The 18,708-nt window shown below is 53.5% G+C and carries 16 protein-coding genes; 3 read left to right on the forward strand and 13 right to left on the reverse strand.

Annotated elements, in window-relative coordinates; all coding sequences use genetic code 11:
* Positions 1-56 precede the first annotated feature (56 nt).
* The gene (locus tag AC6RNO_RS18145; RefSeq protein WP_497106269.1) at positions 57-1,364 is read right to left on the reverse strand and encodes an extracellular solute-binding protein; all 1,308 of its coding nucleotides are present in this window, start codon (positions 1,362-1,364) and stop codon (positions 57-59) included.
* A 454-nt stretch (positions 1,365-1,818) separates the two neighbouring features.
* Here AC6RNO_RS18145 and AC6RNO_RS18150 point away from each other — a divergent pair, with 454 nt between their 5' ends.
* The 3 genes from AC6RNO_RS18150 to AC6RNO_RS18160 all read left to right on the forward strand — a co-directional run bounded on the left by AC6RNO_RS18150 (position 1,819) and on the right by AC6RNO_RS18160 (position 6,011).
* Complete coding sequence (locus AC6RNO_RS18150) at positions 1,819-2,703, forward strand: helix-turn-helix domain-containing protein (RefSeq protein ID WP_497106270.1); 885 nt, start codon at positions 1,819-1,821, stop codon at positions 2,701-2,703.
* 140 nt (positions 2,704-2,843) lie between these two features.
* Positions 2,844-4,841 carry a beta-galactosidase trimerization domain-containing protein gene (locus AC6RNO_RS18155; protein ID WP_497106271.1) on the forward strand — a complete coding sequence of 666 codons (1,998 nt, stop codon included), beginning with the start codon at positions 2,844-2,846 and terminating at the stop codon, positions 4,839-4,841.
* Between the two features lie 174 nt (positions 4,842-5,015).
* On the forward strand, positions 5,016-6,011 hold the full coding sequence (locus AC6RNO_RS18160; protein ID WP_497106272.1) for a beta-ketoacyl-ACP synthase 3: 996 nt from the start codon (positions 5,016-5,018) through the stop codon (positions 6,009-6,011).
* Here AC6RNO_RS18160 and AC6RNO_RS18165 read toward each other — a convergent pair.
* The 12 genes from AC6RNO_RS18165 to AC6RNO_RS18220 all read right to left on the reverse strand — a co-directional run bounded on the left by AC6RNO_RS18165 (position 6,008) and on the right by AC6RNO_RS18220 (position 18,676).
* The gene (locus AC6RNO_RS18165) at positions 6,008-6,349 is read right to left on the reverse strand and encodes a hypothetical protein (protein WP_474680627.1); all 342 of its coding nucleotides are present in this window, start codon (positions 6,347-6,349) and stop codon (positions 6,008-6,010) included. The two genes, AC6RNO_RS18160 and AC6RNO_RS18165, sit on opposite strands and share 4 nt — an antisense overlap.
* 17 nt (positions 6,350-6,366) lie before the next feature.
* Positions 6,367-7,524 (reverse strand): glycosyltransferase family protein, encoded by a 1,158-nt coding sequence (locus AC6RNO_RS18170; protein ID WP_497106273.1) that lies wholly within the window; start codon positions 7,522-7,524, stop codon positions 6,367-6,369.
* The gene (rfbD, locus tag AC6RNO_RS18175) at positions 7,521-8,414 is read right to left on the reverse strand and encodes a dTDP-4-dehydrorhamnose reductase (RefSeq protein ID WP_497106274.1); all 894 of its coding nucleotides are present in this window, start codon (positions 8,412-8,414) and stop codon (positions 7,521-7,523) included. The genes AC6RNO_RS18170 and rfbD overlap by 4 nt, the downstream gene beginning before the upstream one ends.
* Positions 8,415-8,504: 90 nt before the next feature.
* Complete coding sequence (locus tag AC6RNO_RS18180; RefSeq protein ID WP_497106275.1) at positions 8,505-9,233, reverse strand: glycosyltransferase; 729 nt, start codon at positions 9,231-9,233, stop codon at positions 8,505-8,507.
* Positions 9,230-10,303 (reverse strand): glycosyltransferase, encoded by a 1,074-nt coding sequence (locus AC6RNO_RS18185; RefSeq protein WP_497106276.1) that lies wholly within the window; start codon positions 10,301-10,303, stop codon positions 9,230-9,232. The genes AC6RNO_RS18180 and AC6RNO_RS18185 overlap by 4 nt, the downstream gene beginning before the upstream one ends.
* Before the next feature lie 4 nt (positions 10,304-10,307).
* Positions 10,308-11,123: a glycosyltransferase gene (locus AC6RNO_RS18190; RefSeq protein WP_497106277.1), complete on the reverse strand. Its 816-nt coding sequence runs from the start codon at positions 11,121-11,123 to the stop codon at positions 10,308-10,310.
* 28 nt (positions 11,124-11,151) lie between these two features.
* Positions 11,152-12,588, reverse strand: coding sequence for a glycosyltransferase (locus AC6RNO_RS18195; RefSeq protein ID WP_497106278.1), 1,437 nt, complete (start codon positions 12,586-12,588; stop codon positions 11,152-11,154).
* Positions 12,589-12,711: 123 nt separating this feature from the next.
* Entirely contained in the window at positions 12,712-14,046 is a 1,335-nt protein-coding gene (locus AC6RNO_RS18200) for a nucleotide sugar dehydrogenase (RefSeq protein ID WP_497106279.1), read from the reverse strand.
* Between the two features lie 10 nt (positions 14,047-14,056).
* Positions 14,057-15,175: a glycosyltransferase gene (locus tag AC6RNO_RS18205; RefSeq protein ID WP_474680635.1), complete on the reverse strand. Its 1,119-nt coding sequence runs from the start codon at positions 15,173-15,175 to the stop codon at positions 14,057-14,059.
* Positions 15,172-16,287 carry a glycosyltransferase family 4 protein gene (locus tag AC6RNO_RS18210; RefSeq protein ID WP_474680636.1) on the reverse strand — a complete coding sequence of 372 codons (1,116 nt, stop codon included), beginning with the start codon at positions 16,285-16,287 and terminating at the stop codon, positions 15,172-15,174. Before AC6RNO_RS18210 ends, AC6RNO_RS18205 begins: the two co-directional genes overlap by 4 nt.
* Positions 16,288-16,313: 26 nt before the next feature.
* On the reverse strand, positions 16,314-17,402 hold the full coding sequence (locus AC6RNO_RS18215; protein WP_497106280.1) for a glycosyltransferase: 1,089 nt from the start codon (positions 17,400-17,402) through the stop codon (positions 16,314-16,316).
* 62 nt (positions 17,403-17,464) lie between these two features.
* Entirely contained in the window at positions 17,465-18,676 is a 1,212-nt protein-coding gene (locus AC6RNO_RS18220) for a glycosyltransferase (RefSeq protein WP_497106281.1), read from the reverse strand.
* Positions 18,677-18,708: the final 32 nt, after the last annotated feature.

Consider the following 18,708-nt stretch of genomic DNA (forward strand, 5'->3'; position numbering starts at 1 on the left):
AAGTCCCTTTCCTCACCTGCATCCATTATTTCATTCATTTTCTTGCCAAATCCAGTTTATCGTGAAAGCTGCCTTTTAATTTTCTCCTGCGCGTCTTTCCAAGCTTTTTCCGGGTCTTTCTTCTGCGTGTCAATTAATCCAATTTCATCGGTCAAAGAAGTACCGACCATATCGTCTCTTGCATCGACAAGTGCGATTTTTACATCTTTTGCCGCGTCAGCGAATATCGGGCTCAAATCTTGATTTCCGAAGAACTCATTTTTATTGACCATTTCAGGCTTCGTGTAAACTTCCGGCGTAGACGGATAGTTACCGAATTCCTTGTATCCAGCAACCAGATTGTCAGGGCTTGTAAGGAATTTAATCACTTCATAAGCTTCTTTCGGATTTTTCGTTGTTTTCAACAATCCGAAGAATGATCCTCCTTGATTGCCCACGCCACCAGGCGGGTAGGCAATCTCCCATTTCCCTTTCGTGTCAGGAGCTGCGCCAATCAAATCACCAACGGCCCAAGACGCCCCGATAAAAGAAGAAACTTTGCTGTTGTTCATGGCAGCATTTTTCTCAGCATCACTAACATTCGGGTACGTTAAGCCGGATTGGTATGCTTTCACAGCCAAATCCCAAGCACCTTTGATATGGGCCTGATCACCAATATATTTCCCATCTTCCGTAAAATAACCTTGGCTATTCTGGCCTATGATGTTTCTGAAAACATCCACAATGGATAGCAATTGCGATCCAGTTGCGTCTTTCACTTTCTGCTGAAGATTGAAATAATCTCCCCATGTCTTCACTTGGCTCTTAATAGCTTCCGGCGTGCTTGGCACTCCCGCCTTCTCAAACAAATCTTTGCGGTAGTACATAACTACAGGAGCGACGTCGATCGGCAAGCCGATCAAATATTTGTTATCTGCTGACGCGGCCATTTTCCATTTCCAGTCCAAATACTGAGGCTGAATGTCCTTAGCGCCTTGGTCGTATAGATTGACGAATTTTTCTTTGTAAGGCAGCATGGAAGAAATCCAGCTATCCATCGCTACGATGTCCGGCCCGCTTCCTCCACCTGAGATGGTTGTTTTTAACTTGGTAGCATAGTCACCCCCGGACGGAAGTTTCTGTGCTTGCAAATCAATATTCGGAAATTTTTTCTTCGCTGCTTCAATGGTTGAATCGGATATCGCACCGTTCCAATACCACATCGTTAACGAAATCTTCTGGTTAGAAGCGCTTTCATTTTGATTAGAACCGGTCGTTGTTGGTTTTTGCGTCGAAGCACTCGTATTATTCTGGTCACCACAGGCAGAAACGACAAGAATCAAACTAAGAGCTAGTGGCACACTATACAATGCTTTAAATTTCATAATTTTGTTCCTCCGATTTAGAGAAATTTGATATCACATCAGACATTTGTAACTCCAAGGCTCATTTCAGCTTTCCCCAACCACATACGACGCCCTCTTGATTTCACGTTTTCCATTAGCATAAACATTTCGTCGAAGAATTATTTCTGGTATCGATTCCAGAATGACGGGCAAAACATCCGCAGGGGCTAACCACCTTCCTGTATAAGATTACAATCTGGTATCGATACCAACTTCAGCGTTAAATACCCAAATAATTTATATCCGAATACATAAAGCGTTTTCTGGTATCGATACCAGAAGGTTTACTATGCTTCTGGTTCAAAGTATAAATCGATTATCTTCTTTTGACAATGGCATAAATTTACAAATATTTTATTTTTTTATCCTGCAAATCTCATTCATAAAGTATTGTATTATACAAATATTAAGGTTATCGAGGTGACACTACAATATGAATCTAGAAGTGAAAACGATACAACTTTCGGACATTGTGCCGCAAATATTTCGTGCCGATTATTTTCCGTTTCGTCCCAATGAGCAAATTGGTCCGCGCACATCGTTCGTGCATTCATTTGTATACATTTATGAAGGCAAGGGTTCAATATCCATTGGAACATCTATGTATTCCTGTACCAGAGAAGAGCTATTTTACATTCCGCCGGGCCTGCCCCACTCTTTTCATTCAGATCACCAGCATCCGATGGTTCATGCTTCGATTTACTTTGATTGGATCAACACGAGACCCCGAGCGGGAGATATGTCTTTGTTTCATTTCGGAGACCAGATCTGTGATACTTCCGAGTGCTCACCTAACGTCGTATTTCACGATTTGCCTACGATTCCTACCAAAATGCACGCCCCCAAACAGATGAGATGGATGGAATTATATCTGCATGTCATTGAAAATATCGAGCAGACACAGGAAGATGCCAAGCTTTTCAGAAGGGCTGCTTTTGAGCAATTCGTTTCAGAATTGGCGAACCTCTGGCGGAATCCCATCCTTAAAAGTGACAGAAGAATGCAATCGATCATGAAGCAAATGAAGGAATTTCCTCAACATAATATTTCTATTGAGCAATGGGCTTCACAACTAGGGATAAGCACATCGTATCTGCATAAGTTATTTATCCAGGAAATAGGCATGAGCCCTCATTCTTATGCGATTAAATGCAAGCTGGAGAGAGCCAAAAAGATTCTGCGTGAGACCAATCTGTCTATCACCGATATCACCGAAGACCTTGGTTTTGGTTCCATACATTACTTCTCGCGATTATTTACGCAAAATTACGGCGAGTCACCCTCCGCATATCGCAAACGATTAAGGAAGGGATATTAAAAAGATTAGGATAGTTTTGTACAAATATCGCACATTCCTTCAAAGACAGTTCACAGCGCTTTTGTTATTCTAAATGTGAGTTTCCATCCGGATTGACGGTTCACAAGAAATAACAATACACGTAGAAAGAATGTGAATCTATGAAGTCATTTACATCTATTCGTTACCGCCAAGTCCACCTGGACTTCCATACGTCCGAGCACATTACCGGCGTTGGCAGAAATTTCGATGAAGAACAATTCATCTCTGTTTTGCAAAGTGCTCAAGTAGATACAATCAACGTCTTCGCGATGTGCCATCATGGATGGAGTTATTTTGACACGAAGGTCGGGAAGCCACACCCTCATTTGGAAACGAATATGTTGCCGCGCATGCTAGATGCTTGCGCCAAAAATGACATCGAAGCTCCAATATATATTACGGTTGGATTTAATGAACTTTCTGCCCGCGAGCACCCTGATTGGGTGGCGATCGCCCCCGAAGGTGATGACCCTTACGGTCCACCGAAATCGGATCCAGAGGCCCCCCGTTCGACCGGCTTTGACGGTTGGCATATGCTGTGTCTGAACACACCGTACTTACAGTATCTTCTGGACTATACGAAGGAAGTTATGGAGAGATTCCAGCCAGTCGGCATCTTTTACGATATTGTAGGAGAATATCCTTGCGTATGTTCTTACTGCCGCGCTAGCCTCAAAGAAATGGGTCTTGATGCAAACAACGCGGATCACCGCAAGCAATTGGCCAAACAAGTGTACTTGAATTACTTGCAGAAGACCTCCGAACTAATCTGGTCCCTTAACCCGGGAACCAGACTGTATCATAACTGCTGCACGGAAAAAATGGGCGAAAAACAATACTACCCTTACTATTCACATTACGACATCGAATCGCTGCCAACAGGCGGATGGGGTTATGATTACTTCACCAGCATGGTTCGGTACATTCGCAAACAAGACTTCCAGTATCTTGGAATGACAGGGAAATTCCACAAATCGTGGGGAGAATTCGGCGGATTCAAAAATCCGGCTGCTCTGAAGTATGAATGCCAGCAAATGCTAGCTTTCGGCGCAAGAATTTGTATCGGGGATCAGCTCCATCCAGACGGACGAATGGACGAAGAAACCTACCGGATTATTGGGGAAGCTTTCGATGGGATTGCGGCCAAAGAACCATGGTGTATGGATACGACCAGCATAGCCGAGATTGCCATCCTTTCAGCCAATGCTCTCATGGATGCCGATGATAGCCGAACAAGTGACATGGGTGCTTATATGATGCTGGAAGAGGGCCACTATTTGTTCGATATCATTGATGACTCGATGGACTTCTCCGTCTATCGAATTATCGTACTGCCCGACTGCATTCGAGTATCTGATACCTTACAGTACAAACTTGAAGATTATATAGCTAGCGGCGGAAATGTGATTTTGAGCGCAGAAAGTGGACTTTGGGTTGACCGCCCTGAATTCGCGCTAGATCTAGGCGTTGAATTTAAAGGGAAATCAGAGTGGGATGTGGATTACACCTTAGTCACTCATCAACTAACTGGTTCACTAGTGAGATCCCCTTTTCTCAATTATGAATCGGGTTATCAAGTTCAGGTGAACAAAGCTGAAGTGTTGGCCCAGTCCTACAGGCCTTATTTCAACCGTAGATACGGGCATTTCTGTTCGCATCTCCATGCTCCGGCCAAAGAAGAAGCGGATTATCCGGCCGTTATTAAACACGGCAATATCATCTATATCGCTCAACCTCTATTCAGGTTGTATCGGAAACACGGCGTGCAGCTATATAGAGACTTATTCCTTGCGTGTGTTAAGCAGTTTATCTCAGCACCAACAGTGAAAACCGATCTGCCTTCCGCTGGTAGAGTAAACCTGACCCGTCAATCCAATGGGACTGAATACGTGCTGCATTTGCTCTATGCCGTTCCCATCTTGCGTGGAGATACCCAGATCATCGAAGATGTGGTTACATTAAAAGACATCTCCGTGCAGATCAAATTGGACGAGTCGGTAAAACAAGCCATGCTGCTGCCCGAGATGATAACTATACCTCATATGACGAACGAAGAAGGCTATACTTGCGTGTCCGTGAGTCTTACAGGTCACCAAATGATCTTATTTCAAACTTAAAGTTCGTTTAAAAGACGATTCTAATTCATTTTTTTGAATAAGGAATCGTCTTTTATTGTTCTTAAAGGAAACAACAATTGACTTTTCGACTAGCTTGATTTAGAGTAAAACTATAAATTAGCACCTGGTACTAATATCTGATACTATATACTTTACCATTGGAGAGTGAACGTTATGCACACAGCCCCTTCATTGCATGCCCGAATTACGGCAATCGGCAGTTATGTGCCGGATAAAGTGCTGAGCAACGCCGACCTGGAAGCGCTGGTCGACACGAACGACGAATGGATCGTCCAGCGGACCAGCATCCGGGAACGCCGGATTGCGGCCGCCGAGCAATATACGAGCCATCTTTGCATCCGTGCCGTCGAGGACATGACTTCCCGATACGGCTCGCGGCTGGACGACGTCGAGTTGATCATCGTCGCTACGCATACGCCCGATCTGCCGTTCCCTTCGACCTCGTGCCTGATTCAGGCGCATTTCGGCATTCCCGCGACCGGCGCGTACGATCTGAACGCCACCTGCGCCGGATTTACATACGCGCTGCATACGGCAAGCGGGCTGATCTCGGCGGGCGTCCACCGCAAAATTCTCATCGTCGGCGGCGACAGCTTGTCCAAAATAACGGATTATACCGACCGTTCCACCTGTATTTTATTCGGCGACGGGGCAGGCGCCGTACTGGTGGAAAAAGACGATCAGCAGCCGTCGTTCCTCGCTCATCATCTCGGTTCCGACGGCACCGGAGGCAAGCATGTGTACCGCACGGGGCTGGCCTCCGAGCTGCACGGCATCCGGCTTGCCGGCGACGGCAAGCTCGTGCAGAACGGGCGCGAGGTGTACAAATTCGCCGTGACCACGGTGCCGCAAGGCATCGCCGCCCTGCTTGAGAAAAGCGGGCTCGGCTTGGAAGACATCGATTGGTTCGTCCCGCACAGCGCCAATCTCCGCATTATCGAGTCGATCTGCGACAAGAGCGGCATTCCGTTCGAAAAAGCGCTGTACAGCCTCGTATACTACGGCAACACTTCCGCGGCTTCCATTCCGCTGGCACTCGATCTCGGCGTCAAGGAAGGCAAGGTGAAAGCCGGCGATACGCTGCTGCTGTACGGCTTTGGCGGCGGCCTGACGCATGCGGGACTGCTCATGAAGTGGGACTTGCGCTAAAAGGCAGGTTCAATCCCGGGTGCATTCACAGGCGCATCCCCCGATGCATCTCCCAGTGCACCCCCCAGTGCATCTCCCGGCGCGGGCGGAGCCGGATCGGCAAAGTCCTGGCCCGCCTTAAAGCCTTTGCCGAATCCTTCGGCATACCCCCTGTCGTATCCGTGGTCGAAGCCTTGCCGGTAAGTTCCATGGACGCGGCTGTGCCCGCTCGGCCCCTGCCGGTTCGAACCGCGCCCGCGCGGGTTGCCCTCCTTGGCGATGGTCCCGGCCGCGGCCGTCTTCCCCGCCTGGGCCAGCGGCTTTTTCCGCTTGGGCCTGTCAGTTTGTTTCGTTTTCATCGCATTCCTCACCTTCCTCATTTCGCGGAGTCCCCGTTCGTTATCGTTAAAAGCTGCTGCAGCCGCCTCCGGTACGTGTGCTCCCGCAGCGTTCGGGACAATCCGTTTAGCGCGATGCGCTGCCGCTCCTCTTCATGGCTCAAATAGTATTCAATCTTCTCGATCAGCCCGCCGGGAGAATCGAAAGTATCCAGCTCTTGGCCCGGCGTATACAAGCTTGCCAGCTCTCGGCGCATATCCGTAAGCTGCAGCGTGCCGCATGCCGCAATGCTCATCACCCGGGGATTGGGCGAATAGGCGGGAATGCCCCTGCTGTTGCAGTTGTGAGAGTCGTCGATCGAGCGGTGCAGGTTGATGACGATTTTCGAAGCCGCGTAATATTTCGCGGTTTCCTCCGGAGTGAGCCAGACGTTGTGGATTTTGGAGGCGAGCTTGCGGTAGGATTTCATCCGGTTCCACCAAAGTCCGTTGATCCAAACATTTTTATTGGCGAGGTAACCCGCCATTTCGTCCATGAACGCGACCCGGTTCCAGAAAGCGGAGCCGATGAAGCAAATGTCTTTGCGGTACGAGGCGGGCACAAAGGCCGGATTGACCGCGTCCGGGTTAATGCCGAACGGCAAATCATGCACATGCTTGCATCCAAGCGACCGGTATACGTCGACACAGCTGCTCTCCAGCGTGAAAACGTAGTCGTAATGAGGCGCGAGCAGCATCGTCAGATCCGTATGGTAAGGATCGTCCGGCAGCCATACCGCCGTCCGTATCCCCGCCGAGCGGATAGCCTTCACCTTGTCGATCGCCAGCGATTTGCCGGCGGTGTCCAGCACAAGGACGAGATCGGGCCCGGTCGCCTTGGCGATGGAAACGACGTTGTCGCGAGGGCCTACGGCGATCGTCTCGCGCACCAGCTTGCGCAGGCCGTCCGCAATGCCTTCGTCCATCGAGGCATAAGGGGGGCCGGAGGCTTTGACATACATAATCTTCAAATCCCAAAGAATGCCCTCTTCCCGGGGAAAATCCCGGATGATCCGCTGGCAGCGGCCCATATGGAATCCGTGCTCCCAGCCCTGCCGGTAACCGGCCCGGTTCCCGGCTTCCCAGCCGCTATCCGGGCCGGTCGCAGCGGCCTTCGGCTGTGCACCGCCGCCCGGCCGCGCTTTTGCGGTCTTCATGGCTGTCCGCCGCTTTCCGCCACATGCCCTTTCAGCAGCAAATACTGCTCCAGCGCGCTTTTCCAGTGCGGCATCCGGTAGTAACGGCCCAGTTTCGCGGAATCCAGCACACTGTAGGCGGGCCTTTTGCATGTGCTTTCGTAGAGGCCGGACGGAATCGGCTTCGCTTCAAAATCGATGCCATACAAGCCGAACGCAGTGACGGCAAACTCATACCAGCTGCAAGCCCCTTCCGAGGAGCAGTGATAAATGCCGTATTCGCTCACATCGCGCTCGAAAAACGCGTAGACCGCCTTGGCCACGTCCATCGTATGCGTCGGCGACATGATGATATCATCAACGACGGAAACCGGCTTGCCCTGCCGGACTTGACGGATCATCGTTTCGACAAAATTGCCGCCCTTACCGCTCGAACCCGCAGCGCCGAACAAGGAGGACACGCGAAAAATAAAATAGCGGTCCATATAAGCGGCAACCACTTTTTCCCCCGCCGCCTTCGTGCTGCCGTACACATTGAGCGGATACGTCGCGTCGTCTTCCGCATAAGGCGTTTCCTTCATGCCGTCAAAGACGTAATCCGTGCTAAAGTGGAACAAGGCGGCATCCGCCTGTTTGCAAAACACGGCAATCCGGTGCAGCGCGATCGAATTGACGACCAGCGCCTTCAGCGGGTCCTTTTGGCATGCTTCCGTGTTGGTAAAAGCCGTGCAGTTGATCACGGCATCGAGGGGCTCCAGCTTTTCCAGATACGGGATAATCGTTTCCGTGTTTTCCAGATTCAACTCCTTGCGGGTGACCGGGACGATTTCGTACGCCGGATTGCCGGCAAATACGCGGCTGATGTCGGTTCCCAATTGTCCGTTAGCGCCCAGCAGCGCAATCCGTTTCATGGCGCGTTCGTTCCTTCGGCTCCCGCTATCCTGGTCGTACTCATGCGCAATCCTCCTCGTGAAAATGGCATCGGCCTTGCATCCTTTCCATCATATGAAAGCGGCCGGATCGACTCCCCATTTTTCCAAAAAAAGCTGCCTCGAACGGTCCACGATCTTTTGAAACCGCTCCTTGCCTTTTTTATTGAAGCTGGCGCTGCCGTAATGAAACACGAACGTATCCTCCGCGATCATTAGCCGGTAGCCTGCCTGCCTCGCGCGGTAACAAAAGTCGTCGTCCTCGTAATGGCCCGGACTGAACCGCTCATCGAGCTGACCGACTGCGTCCGACACCGAGCGCCGGAACAAAAGGCAGAAGCCGATCAGCCGCATGACCTCCGTATACGTTCCTTTTTTGCCGACGTTGTATGTCTGCGTCATTTCTTCCAAAGTTGTGTACGAATCGCCCATCATCTGCCGGCCGCTGGCATAATTGGTCATCGGCCCGACGAGCCCCACATCCTCCCGATGGTACAGACAATCCAGCATATTGCGGAGCCAGCCCGGAGTCAGCAGCACGTCATTGTTGAGCAGCAGCAGCTCGCTGCCCTTCGCAAGCCTAAGTCCTGCATTGCAGGCAATCGGGAAGCCTTTATTTTCATGGAACGAGATGAAAGGAACGGCTTCCTTGAGCAAGAACGGAATCGTTCCGTCTGTCGATCCGTTATCGACTACGATAATTTCGTAGGGGGTATCCGTATGCTGTCGGATGGAAGCGATGCAGTCCCCAAGCAGTTTTTGGGCATTGTAGGTGGGGATGATAATGCTCGTCATGCTCATGTCGTTCCCTCCGCAAATGCGGACCGCTGCCTGATATCGTCCTCGTAGCGGAGCCGGCTGCCGTTTTTCTCCATTAACATGTGCAAAGCCTCCAGATGATCGCCGAGAATCAGCTTGGAAACCGGATTCGCCGCCCCTTTGTTGAACCCGGTCGCTTTATTCGCTTTAAAGACATCGACGCTCGCGGGAGCGCAAACGGAGAGACCGTGCCGGATGGCGAGCGACTGGGCTTTGGGCGGAACGGCCAGGTTGCCCGTCCCGATGCGTTCGATCGCTTTGCGCGAGAGCATGTGAGGAACCGCCGTCATCGAGTTCGCGTTCAAATCGCGCCTGTCCTGGACGATGTTCAAAAACTCTTTCATCATCGTCACGCTATCCCTGCCCGCGAAAGAACCGATGAACGGAGTCACGTCGTTAAGCGCCACATCGGCTCCCCGCTCTACAGCGAGAATGAACGGTATCAGCCGTTCCGCCTGAATGGGGATATCGCCGTCAAGGAACATCACCATATCCGCGGTCGACAGCTTAGCCCCGATCGAGCGGCCTACGTCATACCCCAACGCTTCCGGGATATGGACGATCGTGGCGGACGGGCATTTTCTGGCTTCGGAAAAGCTGTTGTCCGCCGATCCGTTGACGACGGCAATGATTTCTTTCAGCGGCAGCCGGCTCAGCTCCGCAAGCACTTTCGATACCGTCGCTCCTTCATTGCGCACCGTAATGACTGCTGCGACGCTTTTCAAGGTCGGCATGAGCACCCAGTCCGGCTTCTTCATGCCCGCGCCCAGACAGTACCCTTTGAGGAACGCCTTCATGCATGGGGCATATTGCGGAGCCAGTATTTGTTCTCCTTCGTGAATGTAGCACGAGTACCAGAGCGAATTGATAAATGCGTTTGGCGGCGCGCCTTTCGGCAGCGGATGATCGGTGGCATATCTGCTCCCGGACCGCTGGAACTTTTGCAGGAATGCCGGTGAAGACGGGCGGATGACCCGCCGCTTGCTGCTGCCGGCTTCCTGTTTGACCGGCTGTTTTTTGCCTGATGGCCGGCCGTCGGCTGTGCGCTTCATAGTTTCACCCCACAAAAGATCGATCCCGGGACAAATCCGTCTGTTGGCCCCGCTCCCCAGCCTCCGCGAGCAGCCATTCGATAGCTTCCAGGTGATCTCCTACGATAAGATCCTGCAGCGGATCTACCCGGAACGACTTCCTTTTCTTAGGATTCAGACGGCCGACATCGACTTTATGCACCGTCTGCAGGGTAAGTCCTCTGCGGGCCGCAATCGTCTGGGCCAGCGGAGGCACCGCCAGGCTCCTGACTCCAATCAGCTCCAGAGCTCTTCTGCTGATCGCATGGGGAACCGCCGTCATCGAAGCTCCCCGAAGATCCGGGCGGGACAGCGCAAGATTCAAGGTGTGCTTAGCCAACACGACAGGGTGAACCCGCTTCGTAAGCGTAGGCCCCGAGTACTTGTTCAACGCCACATCGACGCCTCTTTCCACGGCGCTGACAAACGGTTCCAGCTCTGCGAAAGGTATGACCATATCGGAATCAATAAACAGCAAAACTTCTCCTTGCGCGTGCATCGCGCCAATCCCGCGCCCCACGTCATGGCCTAACGGCTCGCCGAATACGAATACCTTTGCGCCCGTGCTGCGGGCGATTTGTTCGGTCTCGTCCGCAGAGCCGTTTACGATGACAATGACCTCTGTCGCAGGATGGACCCGCTGTGCCTGGGCGATGACGGCGGCGATCGTTTTTTGCTCGTTCATCGCCGGTATGATGACGGATACTTTCGGAAATGCGTTATCGGAAGCAGGCGCAGGCGCAGCCACATGGCGGGATGCCGCGTTCGGCTTGCCCCCTGCTCGCTTTGACCGCTGCTCCATGTCCGCTTCCTCCCGTACGATCTAAATTTTATAACAATTCGAGATCGGTCAGCCTTTGCATAACTTGCCGCCCGACCGCCTCCGGCGAGTATTCCTCGCGGATCGTCTGCATAGCGCTGACGCCAAGCGACTTGCCCCAGGACGGATATGCGGCCAGTTTGCGCATGTAATACGCGGCATGCTCGATATCCGGCTCCGCCCAAAGCTGATCCGCTTGATACGGGCCCGCATCCTGTCCAACCTGAACCAGTTTGTAATTTACCGGACACGAATTATCCTTGTTCATAAAATCGGTATTTCCCGACCAGTTGGTGCCGATGACGGGTTTGCCCAAATACATCGCTTCGGCCAGCACAAGTCCGAACCCTTCGGAACGGTGAAGAGAAACCAGGCAATCCGCGGATTGGAGCAATGCGTTCACTTGATCGCGGCTCAAAATACGGTCGATGATATGGATGTTGGAATAGCCTTCGGCCTGCTGCCTGATCGCCTGAACATCTTCCGGATTCGTTTTGGAATTGTTGATTTTGATTACCAGAGCGGCGTTCGAGCTGCCTTCCGGGAACGCCTTCTTGAATGCTCGGATGACAGCCAGCGGATTTTTCCGCTCCTTCGTGCTGTGGGTGTCGTACATCGTCAAGAACAGAAACGGTTTCTCCGGCAGCCCGAAGAAACTCCGGTCGTAAGCGTCCGCATGCTTCACGAACACAGCATGAGGAATTTTAACGACAGGCACCGGAGATTTTGGCTGCAGGGCATCTTCGACGAATCGGGACGGCACCCATACCTCGTCGACCAGCTTGAAGCTGTCGAGCCATTTGTCGGGGAATTCCGGCAGTTCCCATGCCCAATAGCCGATGTTGAACCGGTTGCGGAACACGTCGCGGTTTAACGGGCGAATCGGGCGATCATAAGCCTGCTTCAAGCTGTCCGCATTCATATGGAAAAGGTTGATCCTGTACGGAGTATCTTCCCTCTCCTTATGAATCCAGCGCGTATCTTTATTTCTTGCCGCCCCGGCTCCCGGATCCTTATAATTCATAATTCCGAAAGGCACTCCTGCGATTTCCAACGTCTCGGCCATAGAACGGCACGCTTCCCCCACACCGATCTCCGTGCGGATAAAGCCGATCAAATTCACCCCGGCCTGCAGGTCCGGCGGATCCGGAACGGATTCGGCGTGCGCTCCTTCCGCCTCCGGCGGCGGGAGGAGCGGGATCAAAGCTTCCCTGTTCCTGATGCGGGTTCCCGGCTTGCGAAGCGCAAGGCCTGCTGCGGCAGAACGCCGATGCTTCCCCCTTTTTGCAGCGCCCGCCGCTTGCCCGGAGCGGGCAGGCCGCTTTTTCCCTATGCCGGCATTGACCTTGCGCTTTGCGGGCTTAAGCTTTTGTCCGCCTGCTGCCGGCAGTTTCCGGGAAGACTTCAGAGCTTTCGTAGTTATGCGGAGGGCTGACGGTTTCTTCATGCCGTTCCCGACTCCTTTCTCGTATGACCACCTGATTGCATTCGTCTGCTTCCATACTATGAATACCTATTTGCAGATTCATCCGCGTTAACCCAGCTTGGCTGGAAATTGGCGAATGACCAGTTACCAGAGGAGCCCTTTATAGTGGCCGTCCTCAGGCAGTTCGTCGGTAAGGCGCACCAGATCGATGACCGGCTTTGTGCGCAAAAATCCCGCAGCGAAAGCGGCATACTCCTTGCTTTTTTGCGTGACGACGATAAGGTCGGCGAACTCGCCGACGCTGTTCAGATCGGAAGCCAGCAGAGCCGCCAGATGGGGCACGGTAGCTTCCATATACTGCTTGTTCGCGCCGATCAGTTGGGAAGCGAGCACATTGTCATCGTATATTTTGATCTCATAGCCTTTGCCGATTAACCGTTCCAGCAGCTTGACGACCGGACTTTCCCGCAAATCGTCGGTTCCCGGCTTGAAAGCCAGACCGAGCACGCCGATGCGGACCTTGCCCTCCGCCAAAATCATCTCCAGAGCCCGCTCAATCAGCAGCGAATTGCTGCGTTCGACCGCGGACAGCACCGCCAGCTCCACGTTCCTCGCCCGGGCCATCGCGTTGAGCGCCTTGAGATCCTTTGGCAGGCAGGAGCCCCCGTAGGCAAAGCCCGGCTTCAAATACGCCGGTGAAATGTTCAGTTGGCGGTCCTGGCAGAACAGGTTCATCAGCTTGTGCGGATCTACCCCCATCGATTGACAGAGCGCGCCGACCTCCCCGGCAAAAACGACTTTCAACGCGTGAAACGAGTTGTTGACGTATTTGATCATCTCCGCGACTTCGCGGTCGGTTTCCAGTACTTCCGCCTGTATAGGAGCGTAAATATGCCGCAACATCTGCAGCGCCCGTTCGTGTTTCGTGCCGATCAGCGTATACGGCGGGTGAAAATAATCGTCGATGCTGGTCCCTTCGCGCAAAAATTCCGGATTACTGACGACGGCAAAATCGGCATCGATCCGCTTGCCCGACCGCGCGATGATCTGTTCGATGTCCCGGCACGTTCCGGGAGGCACGGTGGAGCGGATCACGATCGTTTGAAACCCTTCCCGGGCCCGGATCGCATCGCTGATTTGCTCAGCTACATGCCAAATGTAGGAAAGATCCGGGTAGCCGTATTTGTCGGAAGGCGTGCCGACGCAGACGAGGCAAATATCGGCCTGCCGGACCGCGCTTTGGATGTCGCTTGTAGCCGTCAGCCTGCCTGCGCGGTGCTGCTCCTCCACCAGGGCGGCGATGCCGGTTTCGACGATCGTCGGCTTGCCCGAACCGACCAGCTCGACCTTATGGCGGTTCACGTCTACGCCGATGACGCGGTTGCCCATCCCGGCCAGACAGGCCGCCGATACGCACCCGACGTAACCGAGGCCAAAGACAGCGATCGTATAAAAAGGTCCGGGGCTCGTCATATGCATGACCATCTCCTTATGGGTGTGCTCGTTTCGGCTGCTCGGCGCACCTTACGATAGCCTGAACGACTTTGCGGGCCGTTTCTTTCGCATCGTACGTTTGCAGCAGCTCCTTCCTTGCCGCTTTGGCCATTTCCTTGGCTTCGGCCCGGCGGCCTGCAACAAGCCGCATTTTCTTTTGCAAATCCTTGAGCGACGGTTCCGCCCAACAGTGCCCGTTAAACAAAGGATTTTCGTTATTCGCGATGCGGGTCAGCCCCTTGATATCAACCAAATAAGCGTTGTTTGCATGCATAAAATCGGTATGCCCGCTCCAATTAGTTCCGATCACCGGCAGTTCCATCAGCATCGCTTCGAAGAACGGCCTGCCCCAGCCCTCGCCCCTTGTCGGCAGGACGAAGGCGTCGCACATCCGGTACAAGGCGGCCATCTCCTCGGGAACGAGCATATGGTCGATGACATAGACGCACGGCCGCTCGCGCTTCGGTTTGGGGTGGGCGTCGACGAACCGGGCGACGACATCCGCCTGTGCGGTCTCCCGCAGCTTGATGACCAGCGCGATATTGTCCCGTACGCTGAATTCGTTCAAAAAAGCGTTTAACAAAATATCGTAGCCCTTGCGCTTCTTCAGATCGAACACAGACAAAAATTTGAAGCTTTCCGGTACGGCAAGCGGCAGCGGGGCGCCTTCGGGGGAAAATTGGCTGAAATCGAAAAAATTCGGAATCAGCCGCAGCGGAGCCTTCACCCCGGAGGAGGCGAACGTTTTTTGATTGAACGTGCTTTGCACCCAAACCTCATCAAACTTGTTCAGTTCAGGCACCCATTTTTGCGGAATGCGGTCGGTCTCGAACGTCGTGCGGGCGATATTTATGCGATAATCGGGTCTGAACCGAAGATGCGAGCCCACCCAGTTGTACAAATACACGTCGTTCGTCGGCAGCCGGGTCGTCTCGAAGGAAGCGATATACCCGATGTCTTTCGCAGGCAGAACCGAATATTTCTCGCTTTGGTCCCGAGCGGCAATTTTCACGCGAAATCCCGCCCTGTCCAAAATGCGCAGCAGCATCCGGTTTCCTTCGGCAAGCCCATGCCCGTTGTAGAAAATGCCGTCGAGCAAAATGTTGGCGCTCATCCGCCTCCCGCCTTCACGGCCGGCATCGAGCGGTATTTCTCGATCTCCTTTACGACTTTTTTCGCGACCCCGCGCATGCCGTATTTGGCCAGCAGGTCTTTGCGCGCCTTTTTCCCGACAGCTTTGGCTTCCTCCTGATGCTCGAACACGTGCCTCATTTTGTTTTGCAGATCCTTCACTGACGGTTCCGCCCAGCTGTGCCCGTTGAAGTTGACGTCTTCGTTCACGATGCGGGCCATCCGCTTCACGCGAACGAGGAAGGAATTATCCGCGTTCATAAACTCGGTATGACCGCTCCAGTTCGTGCCGATCGCGGGCATCTCCATCAACATCGCCTCAAAGAACGGTCTGCCCCAGCCCTCGCCCCGCGTAGGCAGCACAAAGGCGCTGCAGCTGCGGTACAAGGCGAGCATTTCCTCCGTCCCCAGCATTTGATCGATGATGTAAACGGGAGGGCGCAGCCGCTGATGTTTCGGATGGCGGGCGATGATCTGTTCAATCGCTCCGCTTTTGCTGCCGTCCCGAATTTTTAAGACAAGCGCCACGCGCTCCCCTCTGGAAAATTCGTTCAGGTACGCCTGCAGCAGCACGTCGTAGCCTTTGCGCTTTTTCAAATCGAATACGGATAAAAATAAATAGGTTTTCGGCAAAACGCCGGCCAGCCGGGGGCCTTTGGGCGAAAACCGGTTCATGTCGAAAAAGTTGGGGATCTGGCGCAGCGGAACCGTGACGCCGGAAGAAGCGAAGGTGCGCTTGTTGAAGGAGCTCTGTACCCACACTTCGTTGAATTTGTTGAGCTCCGCAGTCCAAACATGCGGGATGCGGTCGGCTTCAAACGTCGTGCGGGCGATGTTGACGCGGAAGTCGGGATTGTAGCGCACACTCGAGCCGACCCAGTTATATATATAAATGTCGTTCGAAGTCAGTTTCGTATTCTCAAAAGCGGAGATGTAGCCTACCTCCTCCGCAGCCAGCACTTTGTGCTTCTCGGCGCTGTCTCTGGCGAGTATGCGAATGCGGTACCCGGCCTTGTCAAGAATACGCAGCAGCATGCGGTTTCCTTCGGCCAACCCGTGCCCGTTGTAAAATTTCCCGTCCAGCAAGATGTTCACTTACGTCCACCTTCCTTCAAATCCGTTCACTGGTACTTCCGAATCTCTTCCGCCACTTTCTTCGCGATCCGGTCCATATCGTAGCTTCGCAGCAGATGTTCGCGGGCTTTGCAGCCCACCGCTTTGGCCTCCTGCCGGTGCTCGAATACATGTCTCATTTTGGCTTGCAAATCGGCGACGGAAGGCTCCGCCCAGCGATGGCCGTTGAACAGCCGGAACTCGTTGCCCTGTATGCGCTGCAGACGATCGACCCGGATCAGGTACGAATTGCTGTGGTCCATAAAATCCGTCTGCCCGCTCCAATTCGTCCCGATCACCGGCATTTCCATCAGCATCGCTTCGAAAAACGGCCTGCCCCAGCCTTCGCCCCGCGTGGGCAGCACGAAAGCGTCGCACGCCCGGTACAACCCGAGCAGTTCCTGTGTTGACAGCATCTGGTCGATGATATATACGGCCGGACGCTGTTTTACCGGCTTGGGGTGCTCCTTCATGACCTTCTCCAATTTGTACACGCCGTCGCCGCTGCGTATTTTCAGGACCAGCGCCGTATCGTCGTCAGACGAGAACTCATTGAGAAAGGCGCGCAGCAGCAGGTCGTAGCCCTTGCGGTGCTGCAGGTCAAAGACGGCCAGGAACAAATAAGATTTTGCCAAAGGAAGGGACAGCTTCGGCACTTTCGGATCATACTGCCCGATGTCGAAAAAGTTCGGGATCAGCCTGAGCGGCACCTTGACGCCGGATTCGGCGAAGGTGCGGACGTTGAACGTGCTCTGCACCCACACCTCCGCGAATTTGTTCAGCTCCGGCACCCATTGGGCCGGAATCCGGTCCGTCTCAAACGTCGTGCGGGCGATGTTCACGCGGAACTCGGAATGGTAGCGGACGGCCGATCCTACGAAATTGCAAATGTACACGTCGTTGGAAGTCAATGTGTTCGTTTCAAACGAAGAGATGTACTCCATCTCTTTTTGATCGAGGACGAGGTGCTTCTCATGGGAATCTCTGGCGGCAATCCGCACCCGGAAACCGGCCCGGTCGAGAATCCGCAGCAAGATGCGGTTTCCTTCCGCAAAGCCGTGTCCGTTATAGAAGATTCCCTCCAGCAAAATGTTCATACCAGGACACCATCCTTATTGCCGATCCGTCACAGGCGCACGAGGAGCAAGCAGTTCCCGGTTTACTGCGCGAATTTGCCGATTTCCCTGGCTACCTGCCCGGCTACTTCCCGGAGGCTGTACTTGCTCAAAAGCTCGCGGCGGGCTTTTTGGCCGAGCGCTTTGGCTTCATGCCGATGCTCGAACACATGCCTCATTCTCCGCTGCAAATCTTTCGTCGACGGCTCCGCCCAATAATGCCCGCTGTACTTGGCGGGATCGGGATGATCGGTCAAGCGCACCGGCACCAATTTCTTGACACGAACCGGATAAGAGTTCCCCTCGTTCATATATTCCGTCTGCCCGCTCCAATTCGTGCCGATAACAGGCATTTCCATCAGCATCGCTTCGAAAAACGGCCTCCCCCAGCCTTCTCCGCGCGTCGGCAGCACGAAGGCGCTGCAAGCCCGGTACAGGCTGTGCAGTTCCGGCGTCGGCAGCATCCTGTCGATGATATGGACGGCCGGGCGTTCCTTCGCCGGTTTGGGGTGGGCGCGTATGATGCTTTTCAGCTTCTCCGTGCCTTCGCGGTTTCTGACCTTGATGACCAGAGCGACGTCGTCCGCCGCCGAAAATTCGTTCAAATAACCGCGCAGCAGCACATCGTATCCTTTGCGCTCGATCAAATCGAACACCGACAAAAAGGTGTACGACCGGGACAAAGGCAGCGCCAGCTTCGGCCCCTGCGGGTCGTACGCGGAATCGTTGAAAAAATATGGAATAAACCGCATGGGAACCTTCACTCCGGAAGCGCCGAACGTCTCCAGATTGAACCTGCACTGCACCCAAACCTCGTTAAACCGGTTTAAAACCGGAACCCATGCCGCAGGCAGCCTGTCGGTCTCGAACGTCGTATGCGCGATATTTACGCGAAAATCGGGATTCGTATGAAGCGCACCGCCGGAACCGCGGAACAGAAAAATATCGTTGGACGACAGCTTCGTCCGTTCGAATGAAGAAAGGTAGCCGATTTCTTCCGGCGTCAGGGCGATCGTCCTCTCGGACTCCTTGTCCCTCGGCGCAATCCGCACGCGATAGCCGCACCCATGCAAAATACGCAGCAAAGCCCGGTTGCCTTCGGCATACCCGCTCCCGGTATAGAAGAACCCCTTGAACAAAATATTCAGGCGCGCCCACCGTCCTTTCCAGCCTCTTTCTCCAGTATATTTATCCCTGTCTGCGCCCGTGTTGGGCGTATCCCCCTTCAGCCATCCAATTTCATCCGCTTCCGCCAAAAATCTATGTGATTGGACTGGTCTATTCGCCC

It is taken from the genome of Paenibacillus sp. sgz302190, assembly GCF_059820445.1.